Raw genomic sequence first — 15,015 nt, 5'->3', positions numbered from 1 at the left:
CGTTGACCCGGACATGAAGAACATCGGGTTCCTGTCCTTCGGCCACTGGTCCGACTCGCCGCACTCCGCCACGAGGTCGGCGGCCGACACGCTGCTGCAGTCGATCGACCTGGCCGTGGCCGCCGAGGAGCTCGGTGCCGACGGCGCCTACTTCCGGGTGCACCACTTCGCCCGCCAACTGGCGTCGCCGTTCCCGCTGCTGGCCGCTGCGGCCGCGCGCACGAGCCGGATCGAGCTCGGCACCGGCGTCATCGACATGCGGTACGAGAACCCGCTGAACTTCGCCGAGAACGCCGCGGCCGCCGACCTGATCTCGGGCGGCAGGCTGCAGCTCGGCGTCAGCCGAGGATCACCCGAGCAGGTCATCGCCGGCTACAAGTACTTCGGCTTCGAACCGCCCAAGGGTATGAGCGACGCCGACATGGCTCGCGGGCACACGCAGGTCCTGATTGAGGTGCTCAAGGGCGAGGGCTTCGCCGAGCCGAACCCGCGGCCGATGTTCCCGAACCCGCCGGGCCGCCTGCCGCTGGAGCCGCACTCGCCCGGTCTGCGCGACCGCATCTGGTGGGGCGCCGGGTCGCGCGCGACCGCCGAGTGGGCCGCCGAGCAGGGCATGAACCTGATGAGCTCGACGCTGCTGACCGAGGACACGGGGGTGCCGTTCCACCAGCTGCAGGCCGAGCAGATCCAGCGCTTCCGCGACGCCTGGAAGGCCGCCGGCCACGAGCGCGAGCCGCGCGTCTCGGTGAGCCGCAGCATCTTCCCGCTGGTGTCCGACCAGGATCACGCGTACTTCGGCCACGAGTCGCGCAGCACCGATCAGGTGGGCTTCCTCGACGGCGGCTCGGCGCGCTTCGGTCGCACGTACGCCGCGGAGCCCGACCGGCTCGTCGAGGAACTGCGCGACGACGAGGCGATCGCCGCTGCGGACACCCTGCTGATCACGGTTCCCAACCAGCTCGGGGTCGGCTACAACGCCCACGTGATCGAGAGCCTGCTGACGCACGTCGCACCGGCGCTGGGCTGGCGCTGAGGCATCAGCGCCTGACGCGATAGCGGAGGAACTGGACGCCCTGGCCGAACGTGCGGGCGTCGAGCAGCTCCAGGTCGACGCGCTGCTCCTCGTGCAGGAAGAACGGCGTGCCGCCGCCCACGAGCACCGGGAACACCCGGATCCAGTACTCGTCGATGAGGCCGAGCCGGGCCGCCTCGGCCGCGAGGGTCGGGCCCCCGATGGCGATGTCGCTGTCGTCGGGCTCGGCCCGCAGGCGCTCGATCTCCTCGGGGAGGCTGCGCTCAGCAAGTCGGGCGGCGCCCTGCACCTGCGGGAGCGTCGTGGAGAAGACGACCTTCGGCAGGGGGTTCCACAGGGACGCCCACTCCCGCTGCGCGGCGTCGAACGTCGCCTCGTGGTCCGGGTCCTCCCAGTAGCGCATCGTCTCGTAGAGGTTCCGGCCCATCAGGTGGATGCCGACCCGGCGGATCTCCTCGATGCTGAACCGGAACAGCTCGTCGCTGGGGGCGCCCCAGTCGAAGGTGCCGTCGGGACCCGCGGTGTAGCCGTCCAGCGAGATTCCCATCGAATACGTCACGTTCCGCATGCGTTCCTCCGCGCTCGGGAGGTTCGATTTTAGGACCGCGGACGGACGGCGCGGAAGACTCCGGCGTCGTTGGGCTGGCGCCGACGGCACGGCAGGACGATATTGGCTCCATGAGCGCCGTCGACACCCCGACGATCATCGCTGCCGGTCTGGACGACTGGCGGCCCCTGGTCCACAGCCTCCATGCCCGGTTCCGCACGGGCGACTTCGCCACCGGCCTGGAGTTCGTCGTCGACATCGGCGCCGCGGCCGAGGACGCGAACCATCACCCCGACGTCAAGCTGACCTATACGCACGTCGACATCACGCTCACCAGCCACGACACGGGGGCCGTGACAGATCGGGACCTCGCTATGGCCCGGACGATCAGCGACCTCGCCGCCGAGCGCGGCCTCGAGAGCGACCCCGGGCGCGTGACCGCGCTCGAGATCGCCCTGAACGCCGTGGACGCCGACGCCATCGGTCCGTTCTGGAGTGCGGTGCTGACCGGCGACACCGACGCGTTCGACGGCGAGCAGGTCACCGACGCGACGGGTCAGGTGCCGTTGCTGTGGTTCCAGCCCACGCCGCCGCGCGACGGGGTGCCCGCCATGTGCTTCCACCTCGATGTCTGGATCCCCGCCGGCCAGCTGCCTGCCCGGATCGAGGCCGGCGTCGCCGCAGGGGGCCGGGTCGTCGACGACTCCGAGTCGCCGTCCTTCGTGGTGCTGGAGGACCCGGAGGGCAACAAGGCCTGCCTGTGCACGGTGCTCGAACGCACCTGACTCAGGCGAAGGAGAACAGCACGGGGAACGCGAACGCGACCACCGCGGCCCACGCGAAGTAGACCGGCAGGAACGAGGTCTGCCAGCGCTCGACCGCGTCGTGGCGCGACCGGCCGCGCAGGAACCGCACCAGCAGCGCGACGGTGCCGCAGAGGTTGACCCAGAGCACGACGTTGAGCCCGAGCGAGGCCGCCTTGTTGGCGCTCATGCCGAACTCGCCGATGCGGCCCAGCATCGCCGCCAGCACGAACGTGTCGACGATGATCGCCGCGGCCACGAGCACGACCATGAGCCGGTCGGTCCAGCCCGGGGGAGCGAGGCGGTCGCGCGACGACAGCGTGTAGAGCACCAGCGCGATCACGACCAGCAGCACGAGATCGAAGAGGATGAGCAGGCCCCGCGGCGACCCCACGACGTCGCGCTGCACGACGCCGGTGGCGACGAGCACCGTCAGGAACACGGTGAACAGCGGCAGGAACAGGCGGGCCAGCACCGGGGTGATGTTCTCGATGACGCCCTGCTTGGCCTCCACGAGCCAGGTGGCGATGACCGCTGCGCCGGCCGCGCCGCCGGGCAGGACGACGTTCGCGACGGCGAGCTCCGCGTCGACGCCGACCGCCGCGAACGCGCCCAGGGTGAGTCCCACGAGGACGCCGCCGCCGAGGGCGATGAGCGCCATGTAGACGACCCACTCGCCGGTGAAGCGGACGAAGTCCATCCGGTGCCGGGTCGATCGCCAGTGGCCGTTGCTGTACGCGATGCCGACGACGAGCCACAGCAGCACGAGACCGTGCAGCACCGAGAGGGCCTGGGTGGAGCCGCCGTCCTCGAACGGGTACGCATTGAGGGCGGCGACGGTGACGACGAACGGGACGGCGAGCGCCGCGATGAGCCGAGGGCTCGCGGACCGTCGGATCGCGAGCAGCCCGGTGACGAAGGCGAGCACCACGGGCACGGCGTTCACCGTGTAGAACGGCTCGTTGCCGGTCATCCCGAAGCCGAACAGCGCGGGGGAGACGATCGTGAGCGCGGCGAGCACGGCACAGGCGAGCGCGGTGCCGAAGCCGTTGGGCTGCCCGTCGTGCTGGCCGAGCACGAGCTGCTTCCACAGCCGCTCGGAGTGCTCGCGGGCGAACTCCTTGGCCACGTCGTCGATGGCCCCCACCCGGCGGGCGGCGACGAGGAAGGCCTCGTCGGGGCTGAGCCCGGCGGCCGTCAGGGCGTCGAGATGGTCCCGCAGGTGGGCCTCGAGCTCGTCGGCGTCGGCGGGGGACACGGCCGGGCGCTCGGTGAGGAACGCGCGCCACTGGGCGATCTGCGCCTCGATCCCGGTGCTCATGCCCACACCTGGCTCAGGGTCGACGTGACGACCTGCCACTGCTGGCGCTGCTCGGCCAGCAGCGCCTTCCCGTCCGGCGTCAGCTGGTAGTGCTTGCGCCGCCGACCGTTGCCGCCGACGTCCCAGCGCGACTCCACGGCGCCGAGCCGCTCGAGCCGGTGCAGCAGGGGATAGAGCATCCCGTCGGTCCAGGCGAGCTCGCCGTCGGACAGCGCGGCGATGCGCTGGAGGATGGCGTACCCGTACGACTCCCCGTCGGCCAGGATGCCCAGCACGATCGGGGTCGCGGAGGCGGCGACGAGGTCCTTGCCCACCTTCATGGCGGATCCTTCCCTTGTGGTCCTACGTACATAGAACCACAAGGGGTCAAGCACCGGCGAGCCGTTCCGCCTTTCGCTCGAGCCAGGCCCGCTCCCGGTCGTTCGTGGCGAGCTCGGCCGCAGCGAGGAACTGGCCTCGCGCCTCGGCCGTCCGGCCGAGGCGCTGCAGCAGCTCGGCTCGCACGCTGCCGACGAGGTGGCTCGCGCCCAGCTGCCCGGCGTCCGCGATCTGCTCGACCTCGGCCAGCGCGGGCAGGGTGCCGTCCTCGGTCATGGAGAGCGCGGCGGCGCGGTTGAGTCGCACGACCGGTCCGGGCGCGAGGGCGCCGAGGGCGTCGTACAGCAGGACGATCCGGTCCCAGCCGGTCTCGGCGAAGCTCGGGGCGGTGGCATGGCACGCGGCGATCGCGGCCTGCAGGGCGTACGGCCCACGACCGCGTCGGAGCGCGTCGACCCGCTCGAGTGCCTCCAGCCCGCGCCGGATCTGGCCGCGGTCCCACTGCCGCCGGTCCTGGTCGGCCAGGACGACGGGGTCGCCGGCGTCGTCGACGCGGGCGGTGAAGCGGGACGCCTGGAGCTCCATGAGCGCGACGAGGCCGTGGATCTCCGGCTCGCGGGGGAGCAGCCGGGACAGGACACGACCGAGCCGCAGGGCCTCCTCGGCGAGCTCGCGTCGCACCCACCGGTCGCCGGCGGTGGCGGCGTAGCCCTCGGTGAAGACCAGGTACACGACGGTCAGCACGGACTGCAGCCGCGGTACCCATTCGGTGTGGTCGGGCACCTCGAACGGCACGCGCGCCTCCGTCAGCGTCCGCTTGGCCCGGACGATCCGCTGCTGCACCGCCGGCACGGAGGCGACGAGCAGGCGGGCGATCTCGGCCGTGGACAGGCTCGCCACCACGCGCAGGGTCAGCGCGACCTGGGCCTCACGAGGAAGGACCGGGTGGCACGCCGTGAAGACCAGCCGCAGCAGGTCGTCCTCGATCGGCTGCCACACGTCGTCGGCGGCCTCGCCGAGGTCGCGGGCGAGCGCCCGGTGCCGGTCGTCCAGCGCGGCCCGGCGGCGCCACCCGTCGATCGCGCGCCGTCGGGCCACCGTGGTGAGCCACGCTCCGGGGTTGCGGGGGACGCCGCTCGCGGGCCAGGACCGGAGCGCCTCGGCCAGCGCCTCCTGGGCGAGGTCCTCGGCCTCGGCCAGGTCGCCCGTGACCCGTGCCAGCGTGGCGACGACCCGCGAGCCCTCGATGCGCCAGATCGCATCGAGGGTCCCGGCGAGGTCGTCCATCTCAGACGGTGCCGAGCTGCTCGCGCCAGCCGGCTTCCTTCTGGACGTACTCGTTGTCGGCGTAGTCCTCGAAGTCGGACTCGTCCGTGACCCGGCGGACCTCGAGCTTCGCGCCGGGTCCCAGCGGGCAGCGCTTGGCCCACTCGACGGCCTCCTCGCGCGAGCCCACCTGCAGCATCCAGAAGCCGTTGAAGAGCTCGTGCGTCTCGCCGTAGGGGCCGTCGGAAACGATCGGCTCCTCGGCGGAGAAGTCGACGACGAACCCCTCCGAGGGGTCGGACAGGCCGTCGCCCCCGATCATGACGCCGGCGTTCATCAGCGCCTCGTTGTAGGCGCCCATCGCGTTGATGATCTCCTCGAAGTCGACGTCCTTCGCGGCCTCGTTCGCGGCGTCGGAGCTGCGCATGATCAGCATGTACTTCGTCATCGTTCCGGTCCTCTCGTGCGGACGCCTCGTGCGCCCTCTCACCCTGACGTCGAACGGCACCGCGCGAGATCGACACCCGTTCGGAAGTTTCTTCCCTCGGGCCGCGGCAGCGGCGTTCGTCGTTCCGTCCACGCTATCGGCGGCGCTATCGTTCGAGAACCGCTTCAGGGGAGGAATCACCGCGTGACCCATCAGGCCGACAGCCACGACCTCATCCGCGTGCACGGTGCGCGCGTCAACAACCTCAAGGACGTCAGCGTCGAGCTGCCCAAGCGGCGGCTGACCGTGTTCACCGGCGTCTCCGGCTCGGGCAAGAGCTCGCTGGTGTTCGGCACGATCGCCGCCGAGTCGCAGCGCCTCATCAACGAGACCTACAGCACCTTCGTCCAGGGCTTCATGCCGTCGATGGCGCGCCCCGACGTCGACGTGCTCGACGGCCTCACCACCGCGATCCTGGTCGACCAGGAGCGCATGGGAGCCGACCCGCGATCCACGGTCGGCACCGCCACGGACGCGCACGCGATGCTGCGGATCCTGTTCAGCCGGCTGGGCGAGCCGCACGTCGGATCGCCGCAGGCGTTCTCCTTCAACGTCGCCTCGATCAGCGGCGCCGGCGCGGTCTCGTTCGAGAGCGGCGGCCGTACGGTCAAGGAGCGCCGCGAGTTCTCGATCACCGGCGGCATGTGCCCCCGGTGCGAGGGCAGGGGAGCGGTGTCCGACTTCGACCTCACCGCCCTCTACGACGAGACGAAGACCCTCGCGGAGGGGGCACTGACGATCCCGGGCTACTCGATGGACGGCTGGTACGGTCGGATCTTCCTCAACGGCGACTTCTTCCCCGGCGACAAGCCGATTAAGGACTTCACGAAGAAGCAGCTCGACGCCCTGCTCCACCAGGAGCCGACCAAGATCAAGGTCGACGGCATCAACGTCACGTACGAGGGCCTGATCCCGAAGATCCAGAAGTCGATGCTGTCGAAGGACCGTGAGGCGATGCAGCCCCACATCCGCAGGTTCGTCGACCGGGCCATCACGTTCCAGACCTGCCCGGAGTGCGACGGCACCCGCCTCAACGAGGGCGCGCGGTCCTCGAGGATCAAGGGCGTCAACATCGCCGAGGCCTGCGCCATGCAGATCACCGATCTCGCGGCCTGGGTGCACGAGCTGGACGATCCCTCGGTGGCGCCGCTGCTGAAGGTGCTGGGCGAGACGCTCGACTCGTTCGTGCAGATCGGACTGGGCTACCTGTCGCTCGACCGGCCGGCGGGCACGCTGTCGGGCGGCGAGGCGCAGCGCACGAAGATGATCCGTCACCTCGGCTCGTCGCTGACCGACGTCACCTACGTCTTCGACGAGCCCACGGTGGGCCTGCACCCGCACGACATCGACCGGATGAACCAGCTGCTGCTCCAGCTGCGCGACAAGGGCAACACGGTGTTGGTCGTCGAGCACAAGCCCGAGGCCATCGCGATCGCCGACCACGTGGTCGACCTCGGTCCGGGGGCCGGCAGCGGCGGCGGGCAGATCATGTTCGAGGGCACGTTCGACGGCCTGCGCGCCAGCGACACCGTGACCGGCCGTCACATCGACGACCGCGCGCGGCTGAAGGAGGCCGTGCGTGAGCCCACCGGGCACCTCGAGGTCCGGGGCGCCGACGCGCACAACCTCAAGGACGTCGACGTCGACATCCCGCTCGGGGTCCTCGTCGTGGTCACCGGCGTCGCCGGGTCGGGCAAGAGCTCGCTCGTCCACGGATCGGTGGCGAGGAACGAGGGCGTCGTCGCGATCGACCAAGGGGCGATCCGGGGGTCGCGCCGCAGCAATCCCGCGACGTACACCGGGCTGCTCGACCCGATCCGCAAGGCATTCGCGAAGGAGAACGGTGTCAAGCCGGCGCTCTTCTCGGCCAACTCCGAGGGCGCCTGCCCGAACTGCAACGGCGTGGGCGTCGTCTTCACCGACCTCGGCATCCTGGCCACGGTCGAGTCCCCGTGCGAGGTCTGCGAGGGCCGGCGCTTCGACGCCGCCGTGCTCGAGTACACGCTGGGCGAGCGCGACATCAGCGAGGTGCTGGCCATGTCGGTCGCCGAGGCGCACGCATTCTTCGGCAAGGACGGGGTGAACGTCGCCGCGGCGGCGCGCATCCTGGCCAGGCTGGAGGACGTCGGTCTCGGCTACCTGACGCTCGGCCAGCCGCTGTCGACCCTGTCCGGCGGTGAGCGCCAGCGGATCAAGCTGGCCACGCACCTGGGGGAGAAGGGCGGTACGTACGTCCTCGACGAGCCCACGTCCGGCCTGCACCTGGCGGACGTCGAACAGCTGCTCGGCCTGCTGGACCGGCTCGTCGACTCGGGCAAGTCCGTCATCGTGATCGAGCACCACCAGGCCGTGATGGCGCACGCTGACTGGATCATCGACCTCGGTCCCGGCGCGGGACACGACGGCGGGCAGGTGGTCTTCGAGGGCACCCCGACCGACCTCGTGGCGGCACGGCCGACCCTGACGGGCGAGCACCTGGCTGCGTACGTCGGCGCCTGAGCGGCCTACACTCGCCGCACCATGAGCGCGCCTGCCACCGAACGGACCAGGATCCGCCGACGGGTGGGCTTCGGCGTCGTCCTGGTGGCCCTGACCGTGTTCCTGATCGGCGCCAGCGCGCCCTCGCCGTTCTACCCGGTGCTGCAGGAGCGCATCGGCTTCTCCTCAGTGATGATGACGCTGATCTTCGCGGTGTATGCGCTGGCGATGCTCGCGACCCTGCTGGTGACCGGATCGCTCTCGGACCACCTCGGCCGGCGCCCGGTCATCGCTGCCGGGCTCCTGGTCCTCGCGCTCAGCATGACCGCCTTCTGGCAGGCCGAGAGCGTGACGGTGCTCGTCACGGCGCGCGTGGTGCAGGGCTTCGGCGCCGGACTGCTGCTGTCGTCGATGTCCGCGGCCGTCGTCGACCTCGAGCCTCCCGGTCGCCCCGGAGCAGCCGCGATCGCCAACTCCGTCACCCCGCTGGCCGGGCTGGCGGCCGGTGGCCTGCTCGCGGGCCTGGCGCTCGACCACGCGGAGGACGCCGCCCTGACGGTGGTCTTCGGCGTGCTCACGACGTTGTTCGTCCTCATGGCGGCGTCGGTGTGGCTGGCGCCCGAGACGTCCGCACGCCGTGCGGGCGCGCTGGCCTCCCTGCGACCCGAGGTGGGCGTGCCGCCGAAGGCCCGCGCGGCGTTCCTCCGGGCGCTTCCCGCCCTCGTCGCGGGGTGGGCCACGAGTGGCTTCTACCTGTCGCTCGGCGCACCGCTGGTCGCCCAGGAGCTCGGGGGAGCGAGCCATGTCTCCCAGGGGCTGGTGATCACGGCGCTCAACGGTGCAGGCGCCGCGATGTGCTTCGTCGCCCGCGACTGGAGCAGCAGGCGGATCACCCTGTACGGGGCCACGACCCTGGCCCTCGGCACCGCGCTGACGCTCGCGGCGCTCGCGGCCGGCAGCCTGCCGTGGTTCCTCGCGGCCGCCGTCTTCGCCGGTACGGGCTTCGGTGCGTCCTTCCTGGGGGTGATGAGGTCGGTCACACCCCTGGCCCCGCCCGAGCGCCGCGGCGAGCTGTTCGCCGCGGTCTTCGTGGCGAGCTACCTGGCCTTCGGGGTTCCGGCGGTCCTGGCCGGTTTCGGGGTGGGCGAGGTCGGGCTCAGGGACACCGCGCTGGCGTACGGCGCGATCGTGGTGGTGCTCGCGGCGCTGGCCGCTCTCCTGCGGGCGTTCGGTTCGGACGACTGAGCGGCACCTTCGCGGGTTACCGTGGGGTCACGCCCCGACGTCCAGGAGACCGCACGTGCCCCAGCTGCCCGAGACCATCGTCCTGCACGGCCACCGGCTCTCGTTCCTCGATCGTGGCGACGGGCCCGTCGTCCTGTTCATCCACGGCATCCTGGGCTCCCAGCACAACTGGAAGCACCTCGTCGACCGGATGGACGAGACGCAGCGCGTCATCGTGCCCGACCTGTTCGGGCACGGCGCCTCGGCCAAGCCGATGGGGGACTACTCGCTGAGCTCGCACGCCGCGACCCTGCGCGACCTGCTCGACCGGCTCGGCATCGACACGGTCACCGTGGTCGGCCACTCGCTCGGCGGCGGCATCGCGATGCAGTTCTTCTACCTGTTCCCCGAGCGGGTGGAGCGGCTCGTGCTGGTCGCCAGCGGCGGCCTCGGCCGCGAGGTCAGCCCGTTGCTGCGCTCGGCGACGCTGCCCGGGGCGGAGCAGGTGCTGAGCGTCATCGCGTCGGGGTGGGTGCTCGACCGGGTGGAGTCCGTCGGCCGCACCGCGGCGAGGGTCGGCTGGAAGCCGGGAGCCGATGTGGGCGCGATCTGGCGTGGCTTCACCTCACTGGGCGACCGCGAGAGCCGCAAGGCCTTCCTCGCCACCACGCGCGCCGTGGTCGACCCCGGAGGGCAGACCGTCAGCGCCCACGACCACCTCGCCGACGTGCGGCCGATCCCCGTCCTGCTGGTGTGGGGCACGAAGGACCGGATGATCCCGGCCTGGCACGCGATCAAGGCGCAGGAGTCGGTGCCGTCCTGCCGGGTCGAGCTCTTCGAGGGTGCGGGCCACTTCCCGCACCTGGACGACCCCGACCGGTTCGCCGACGTCCTGGCCGATTTCATCGCCACCACCGCGCCCTAAGCGCGCGAGGGCGGCGACCCAGCCGGGCGTCACTTCCAGACGCGCACCCAGTCGACGTCCATGAACGCCTGGGGCAGCTTGCTCTTGTCGAGGTAGTTCTTTCGGTCCTCGTCGGAGGACACCAGGCTCAGGACGAGGTAGTGCTCGTCCTCGCTCCGGAGCTGCGTGGTGCGGAACGTCTCCACGCCGTCGACGCGGAACACGTATCCCGCGGTCGTCCGGTCGACCGAGTACACGTGGAAACCCGTGGACGGGGTGTTGCGGCCGTGGGTGAGCAGCTCCTTGGCCTTGAGGCTCTCGGTGCCGACGCGCACCCAGTCGGTACTCGTCCCCTTGGGCCGGTCATGGAGATAGTGGGTGAGTCCGCCCCGGGGCCGTCCATCGCCGAAGTACTCCGCGACGTCGATCTCGGGGACGCCGGCGGACTGCAGCCAGAATCCGCCGTGCATGCCGCGCGGCGCCTGGAACTTGATGCGGGCCGCGAAGGTGCCGTACTTGAACTTCGCGTGGCTCAGCTGCGTGCCGACCATGCCCTGCAGGACGGTTCCACCGCCCACCGTCTTGCACTTCTCGATGTCGACCAGCGCCGGATCGGGGTTGTTGTCGGCCGTGACCTTCAGCCGGAGGTGCCCCTTCAAGACGTAGCTGTTCTTGGGTGAGGTGGCGCTGCACATGCGCTTCCCGTGGTAGGTCGCCTCGTCCCGGGTGCGCCACGTGGTGCCCAGGGTCGACGGGTCGCTGAACTCCTCGCTCCAGGCGAGCTTGCGCGAGGAGCGTGCCTGCGACGAGTAGGTCCACGTCGTGGCGCCGGGGGCGCGGACGCCGGCCCGGTAGTCCGTGACGTTGCTCGCGACGGGGAACTCGATCAGCCCGGAGGCGGGCAGCTTCGTGTTGACGACGTTGCTCCACGCGCTGCCGATCTTGCGCTGCACGACCACGGGGACACCCGCCCTCATCGGGGAGACGCGCACGGCGGCCGGATACAGGGACAGGCTCACCTTGGGCGAGGCCGCCTTGACGTAGAGGGTCTTCGACAGCTTCTTCTTGTAGACCTTGCGCTTGATCTTCGTCTTGCGAGCGACCACGCGGTAGCTCGTGCGGGTCGTGGTCGCTCGCACGGAGAACGCGAAGGCACCGCCGGAACGCGTCTTGGTACGGCTCACGCGCACCCACTTCTTGCCGCGGCGCTTCTGCAGCTCGACGACACGCTTCTTGGGCGTGACGCGACCCGTGAGCTTCGTGGCCTCGCCCGGCCACGGCGCCTTCACGCTCGACCGGACGGAGATCTTCGACGAGGCGGCCGAACTGGAGGCCGTGGATGCTCCGAGGAGTCCGGCGGTCATCACCAGGGCGGCCAGGACGACGAGGGGCTTGCGCATGAATCACTCCGAGAACTGCTAGCGGGGAAGGGCGGTGCTCAGAGGCTCACGCTACGTCAGAAATGGCTGAGGTTGTGGCGAACCGGCCACAACACTCGTCACTTCTGCCAGACACGCACCCAGTCGACGTCGACGTACGCCTTCTTCAGCTGGCTCTTCTTCAGGTTCTTCATCTCCCAGTCCGAGGAGATGAGGCTGAGCACCATGAAGTGCGGATCGTTGCTGCGCAGGCGCTTGGTCCGCAGGGTCACCTTGCCGTCGATCCGGAAGACGTAGCCGGTCTTCGTCCACTCGACCGAGTAGACGTGGTACCGCGAGGCCGCCGTGCCCGAACCGCGGTTGACGATGCGGTCAGCCGACTTCAGGACGCCACCGACGGTGGTCTGCTTGCCCCGGGCGTTGGGCCGGGAATGCAGGAAGCTGGCCAACCCGCCGTCGGCACGACCGTTGCCGAAGTACTCCGCCACGTCGATCTCCGGAGTACCGCCGTTCGACTGCAGCCAGAACGCTCCATGCATGCCCTGAGGCGCCTGGAACTTGACGCGCGCCGCGAAGACGCCCTGCTTGAAGTTCTTCGTCACCTGGGTGCCGACCATGGCGTTGAGGTAGGTGCCATCGGGGCACGCCTTCTTCCAGTTCTTCACCCGCGTGCCGTCGGGGTCCTGCTTCGGGCGCGAGTCCTTGCTCAGCCGCAGCCGCATGACGCCGCCGGGGTAGGTCGTCTGACGGGCGCCGGTGGTGCTGCACACGCGGCGGCCGTAGCGGCTGCCGAGGTCGCGGTGGTCCCACGTCTGGCGCGACTTCGCGTCGTTGGTGAACTCGTCACGCCAGGTCACGCGCCACCGCGGCGTGACGGTCTTCGACACGGCCCAGTTGGCGGTCGAGCCCGTCGCGCGAACGAGGGCGCGGTACTTGTACTTGTTGGCCACGACGGTGAAGCGGTGGCTGCCCTTCGTGAGCTTGCCCGAGGTCACGTTGCGCCAGCCCTTGGCGGACATCCGCTGCACGACGACGTTGGCTCGCGAGGCGGCCGGCGTGGCGGACACGCGACCCGAGAGGTAGGCGCGGCCGTTCTTCTTCACGACGGGGGTGGACCCGAAGGCCAGGCGGACGCTCGGCGCGGTGGCGACCACCGTGCGGGAGGAGGTGACGACCTGGCGACGGGTCTTTCCGGCGACCTTGGCCTTGGGAGCGACGACGCGGTACTTCACGCGGGTCGTGCTCGCGCGCACAGCCAGGGAGAAGGCGCCCTTGGTCTTCGTGCGGGTCCGCTTCACCTGGACCCAGCGACCCGCCTGGTACTTCTGCAGCGCGACGATGCGGCCCTTCGGCGCAATCGTCCCCTTCAGTTTCGTCACCTCGCCGGGCCACGGCTTGGCCGGGGACCGCTTGAGGCCGGGGGAGGCCGCCACGGCGGCGGTCGTGCCGGACACCGCAACAGTGAGCCCGGCGGCCAGGAACAGGCCGACGAGGACGGCGAGGAATTTGCGCAGCATGAAGAGAAGGCTCCCGAAACACATAGACGATGACGGCGCGCAGGCGCCGTCCGTTCCATCGTACGGGAGAATCCTGAGCCGCCCGACATGTCGAGCTGTGGCCCTGTCGCCCGTGGCAGGATGCGGCACGTGGCGGTGATCCTCATGTGCGGGCCCACGGGGGCCGGAAAGTCGACCTTCGCGCGGCGACTGGTGGACACGGGCTGGACCCGACTGTCCTTCGACGTCGAGACGTGGCGTCTCGGGGCCCCCGCGGAGCCGGTGTCTCAGGCCGACCTGGACCGGATCGAGGACGACCTCCGCGAGCGGCTGATCGTCGCCGTGGGTCGAGGCGACGACGTGGTGGTCGACTTCTCGTTCTCGACCCGGTCGCTGCGCGACGACTACCGCGCCCTGGTGGCCGACGGGCTCGGCCTCCGGGCCGAGACGGTCTTCCTCGATGTCGACCGCGACACCGCCCTGCGGCGGGTCGCGTCGCGCTGTGACACGGGACCGGACGACCTCCGGCTGACCGACCAGGAGGTCGCGGCACACGTCGACGGGTTCGAGCGGCCGACCTTCGCCGAGCACCCACTGCGCGTCGTCGACGGCGACCTCGAGTTCCGGCACGCGACCGTGGACGACGTCGACGCCCTGCTGGCGTTCTGGGTGGAGGCGGCGGAGAACGCGGCGCGGCCGGCCGACGACGCTCGGCTCGTGGAGCAGCTGCTGGATCGCGACCCGGCGGCGGTGATCGTCGCCGATCAGGAGGGACGACTGGTGGGCAGCGTGGTCGCTGGCTGGGACGGCTGGCGGGCGAATCTCTACCGGCTGGCCGTGCACCCGGGGCTGCGGGGGAGGGGAGTGGGCCGCCGTCTGCTCTCCCATGCCGAGCACCGTCTCGCAGCGCTCGGAGCCACGCGACTGTGTGCGATGGTGCTCGACGAGAACGACCCGGCGGCCGGTCTGTGGAGGTCCGCGGGGTACGTGCCGCAGGGGGAGTGGAGCCGGTGGGTCAAGTCGGTCACGTCGCGCTGAGCACGCAGAACTCGTTGCCGTCCGGGTCGCGCATGACGATCCAGTCGACCTTGCCCTGACCGATGTCGGTGCGCGTGGCGCCGAGCGCCTCGAGGCGCTCGACCTCGGCCTCCTGGTCACCGTGCGGGCGCAGATCGAGGTGCCAGCGGTTCTTCTCCGGCTTGTCCATCACCGGCGGACCACCCCAGGAGATCTTCGTGCCGCCGTGGGGCGACTGGATCGCGGTCTCGTCGCCCTCGTCCCAGACCATGATCCAGTCGAGGGCCGCCTGCCAGAACTCGCCGACGGCGCGGGTGCCGTCGCAGCTCAGCGCACCGATGCGACCGCACCCGGCGGTGAACCGGTTGTCGGCCGGCAGGACGCAGAACTCGTTGCCCTCGGGATCGGCGAGGACGACGTGGGTGTCCGTCGGCAGCTGGCCGACGTCGAGGTGGCTCGCGCCGAGCGTCAGCGCGAGGTCCACCGTCGCCTGTTGCGCCTCCGGCGTCGCGCTGGTCAGGTCGACGTGCATCCGGTTGCGCATGGTCCTGGGGTGCCGCGTCGGCTCGATGTCGATCGTGAACGTGGTGTGGTCGGGTGCCAGGAGGGTCAGGACGCCGTCGTCGTCGTCCGACTCCGTGATCTCGCGGTCGAGGATCCGGGCCCAGAACGCGGCCAGCCGCGCCGGGTCGTTCGCGTCGATGACGAGGGCTTCCACTCGACTGCTCATGAGTGCCACGCT

Annotated in this window: 14 protein-coding genes; 6 read left to right on the top strand and 8 right to left on the bottom strand. The window is 70.6% G+C overall.

The window, feature by feature from the left end:
• Positions 1-13: 13 nt before the first annotated feature.
• Complete coding sequence (locus AFL01nite_RS07280) at positions 14-1,033, top strand: LLM class flavin-dependent oxidoreductase (protein ID WP_146826929.1); 1,020 nt, start codon at positions 14-16, stop codon at positions 1,031-1,033.
• A 4-nt stretch (positions 1,034-1,037) separates the two neighbouring features.
• On the opposite strand, the gene AFL01nite_RS07275 is transcribed toward AFL01nite_RS07280, so the two are convergent.
• A complete protein-coding gene (locus AFL01nite_RS07275; RefSeq protein ID WP_146826927.1) occupies positions 1,038-1,601 on the bottom strand; it encodes a dihydrofolate reductase family protein in 564 nt (187 codons plus the stop codon).
• A gap of 110 nt (positions 1,602-1,711) precedes the next feature.
• Between AFL01nite_RS07275 and AFL01nite_RS07270 the strand changes: the two genes are divergently transcribed.
• On the top strand, positions 1,712-2,365 hold the full coding sequence (locus tag AFL01nite_RS07270) for a 4a-hydroxytetrahydrobiopterin dehydratase (protein WP_146826925.1): 654 nt from the start codon (positions 1,712-1,714) through the stop codon (positions 2,363-2,365).
• A gap of 1 nt (position 2,366) precedes the next feature.
• Here AFL01nite_RS07270 and AFL01nite_RS07265 read toward each other — a convergent pair whose 3' ends face one another.
• The 4 genes from AFL01nite_RS07265 to AFL01nite_RS07250 are packed head-to-tail and all read right to left on the bottom strand — an operon-like array spanning position 2,367 to position 5,736.
• Positions 2,367-3,704 (bottom strand): permease prefix domain 1-containing protein, encoded by a 1,338-nt coding sequence (locus AFL01nite_RS07265; RefSeq protein WP_146826923.1) that lies wholly within the window; start codon positions 3,702-3,704, stop codon positions 2,367-2,369.
• Complete coding sequence (locus AFL01nite_RS07260; RefSeq protein ID WP_146826921.1) at positions 3,701-4,024, bottom strand: PadR family transcriptional regulator; 324 nt, start codon at positions 4,022-4,024, stop codon at positions 3,701-3,703. Before AFL01nite_RS07260 ends, AFL01nite_RS07265 begins: the two co-directional genes overlap by 4 nt.
• 46 nt (positions 4,025-4,070) lie before the next feature.
• A complete protein-coding gene (locus tag AFL01nite_RS07255) occupies positions 4,071-5,309 on the bottom strand; it encodes an RNA polymerase sigma factor (RefSeq protein ID WP_146826919.1) in 1,239 nt (412 codons plus the stop codon).
• A 1-nt stretch (position 5,310) separates the two neighbouring features.
• Positions 5,311-5,736 carry a YciI family protein gene (locus AFL01nite_RS07250; protein ID WP_146826917.1) on the bottom strand — a complete coding sequence of 142 codons (426 nt, stop codon included), beginning with the start codon at positions 5,734-5,736 and terminating at the stop codon, positions 5,311-5,313.
• A 183-nt stretch (positions 5,737-5,919) separates the two neighbouring features.
• Here AFL01nite_RS07250 and AFL01nite_RS07245 point away from each other — a divergent pair, with 183 nt between their 5' ends.
• Genes AFL01nite_RS07245 through AFL01nite_RS07235 form a run of 3 tightly spaced genes read left to right on the top strand, consistent with a single transcriptional unit; the run spans position 5,920 to position 10,402 of the window.
• Positions 5,920-8,274 (top strand): ATP-binding cassette domain-containing protein, encoded by a 2,355-nt coding sequence (locus tag AFL01nite_RS07245; RefSeq protein WP_146826915.1) that lies wholly within the window; start codon positions 5,920-5,922, stop codon positions 8,272-8,274.
• Between the two features lie 21 nt (positions 8,275-8,295).
• Positions 8,296-9,498: an MFS transporter gene (locus AFL01nite_RS07240; RefSeq protein ID WP_146826913.1), complete on the top strand. Its 1,203-nt coding sequence runs from the start codon at positions 8,296-8,298 to the stop codon at positions 9,496-9,498.
• A 55-nt stretch (positions 9,499-9,553) separates the two neighbouring features.
• Positions 9,554-10,402 carry an alpha/beta fold hydrolase gene (locus AFL01nite_RS07235; protein ID WP_146826911.1) on the top strand — a complete coding sequence of 283 codons (849 nt, stop codon included), beginning with the start codon at positions 9,554-9,556 and terminating at the stop codon, positions 10,400-10,402.
• 29 nt (positions 10,403-10,431) lie between these two features.
• Here the strand turns inward: AFL01nite_RS07235 and AFL01nite_RS07230 are convergent, their stop codons facing one another.
• On the bottom strand, positions 10,432-11,781 hold the full coding sequence (locus AFL01nite_RS07230; RefSeq protein WP_146826910.1) for a glycoside hydrolase family 16 protein: 1,350 nt from the start codon (positions 11,779-11,781) through the stop codon (positions 10,432-10,434).
• Positions 11,782-11,879: 98 nt separating this feature from the next.
• Entirely contained in the window at positions 11,880-13,277 is a 1,398-nt protein-coding gene (locus AFL01nite_RS07225; RefSeq protein WP_186813860.1) for a glycoside hydrolase family 16 protein, read from the bottom strand.
• A gap of 129 nt (positions 13,278-13,406) precedes the next feature.
• Here AFL01nite_RS07225 and AFL01nite_RS07220 point away from each other — a divergent pair, with 129 nt between their 5' ends.
• On the top strand, positions 13,407-14,294 hold the full coding sequence (locus AFL01nite_RS07220; RefSeq protein WP_186813859.1) for a GNAT family N-acetyltransferase: 888 nt from the start codon (positions 13,407-13,409) through the stop codon (positions 14,292-14,294).
• Here AFL01nite_RS07220 and AFL01nite_RS07215 read toward each other — a convergent pair.
• A complete protein-coding gene (locus AFL01nite_RS07215) occupies positions 14,281-15,003 on the bottom strand; it encodes a VOC family protein (RefSeq protein ID WP_146826903.1) in 723 nt (240 codons plus the stop codon). The genes AFL01nite_RS07220 and AFL01nite_RS07215 overlap by 14 nt on opposite strands.
• Positions 15,004-15,015: the final 12 nt, after the last annotated feature.

The organism is Aeromicrobium flavum (genome assembly GCF_007992115.1).
Taxonomy (GTDB): domain Bacteria; phylum Actinomycetota; class Actinomycetes; order Propionibacteriales; family Nocardioidaceae; genus Aeromicrobium; species Aeromicrobium flavum.
Note: the sequence above shows the minus strand (reverse complement) of the source record. Positions and strands in the feature narration are given on the sequence as shown.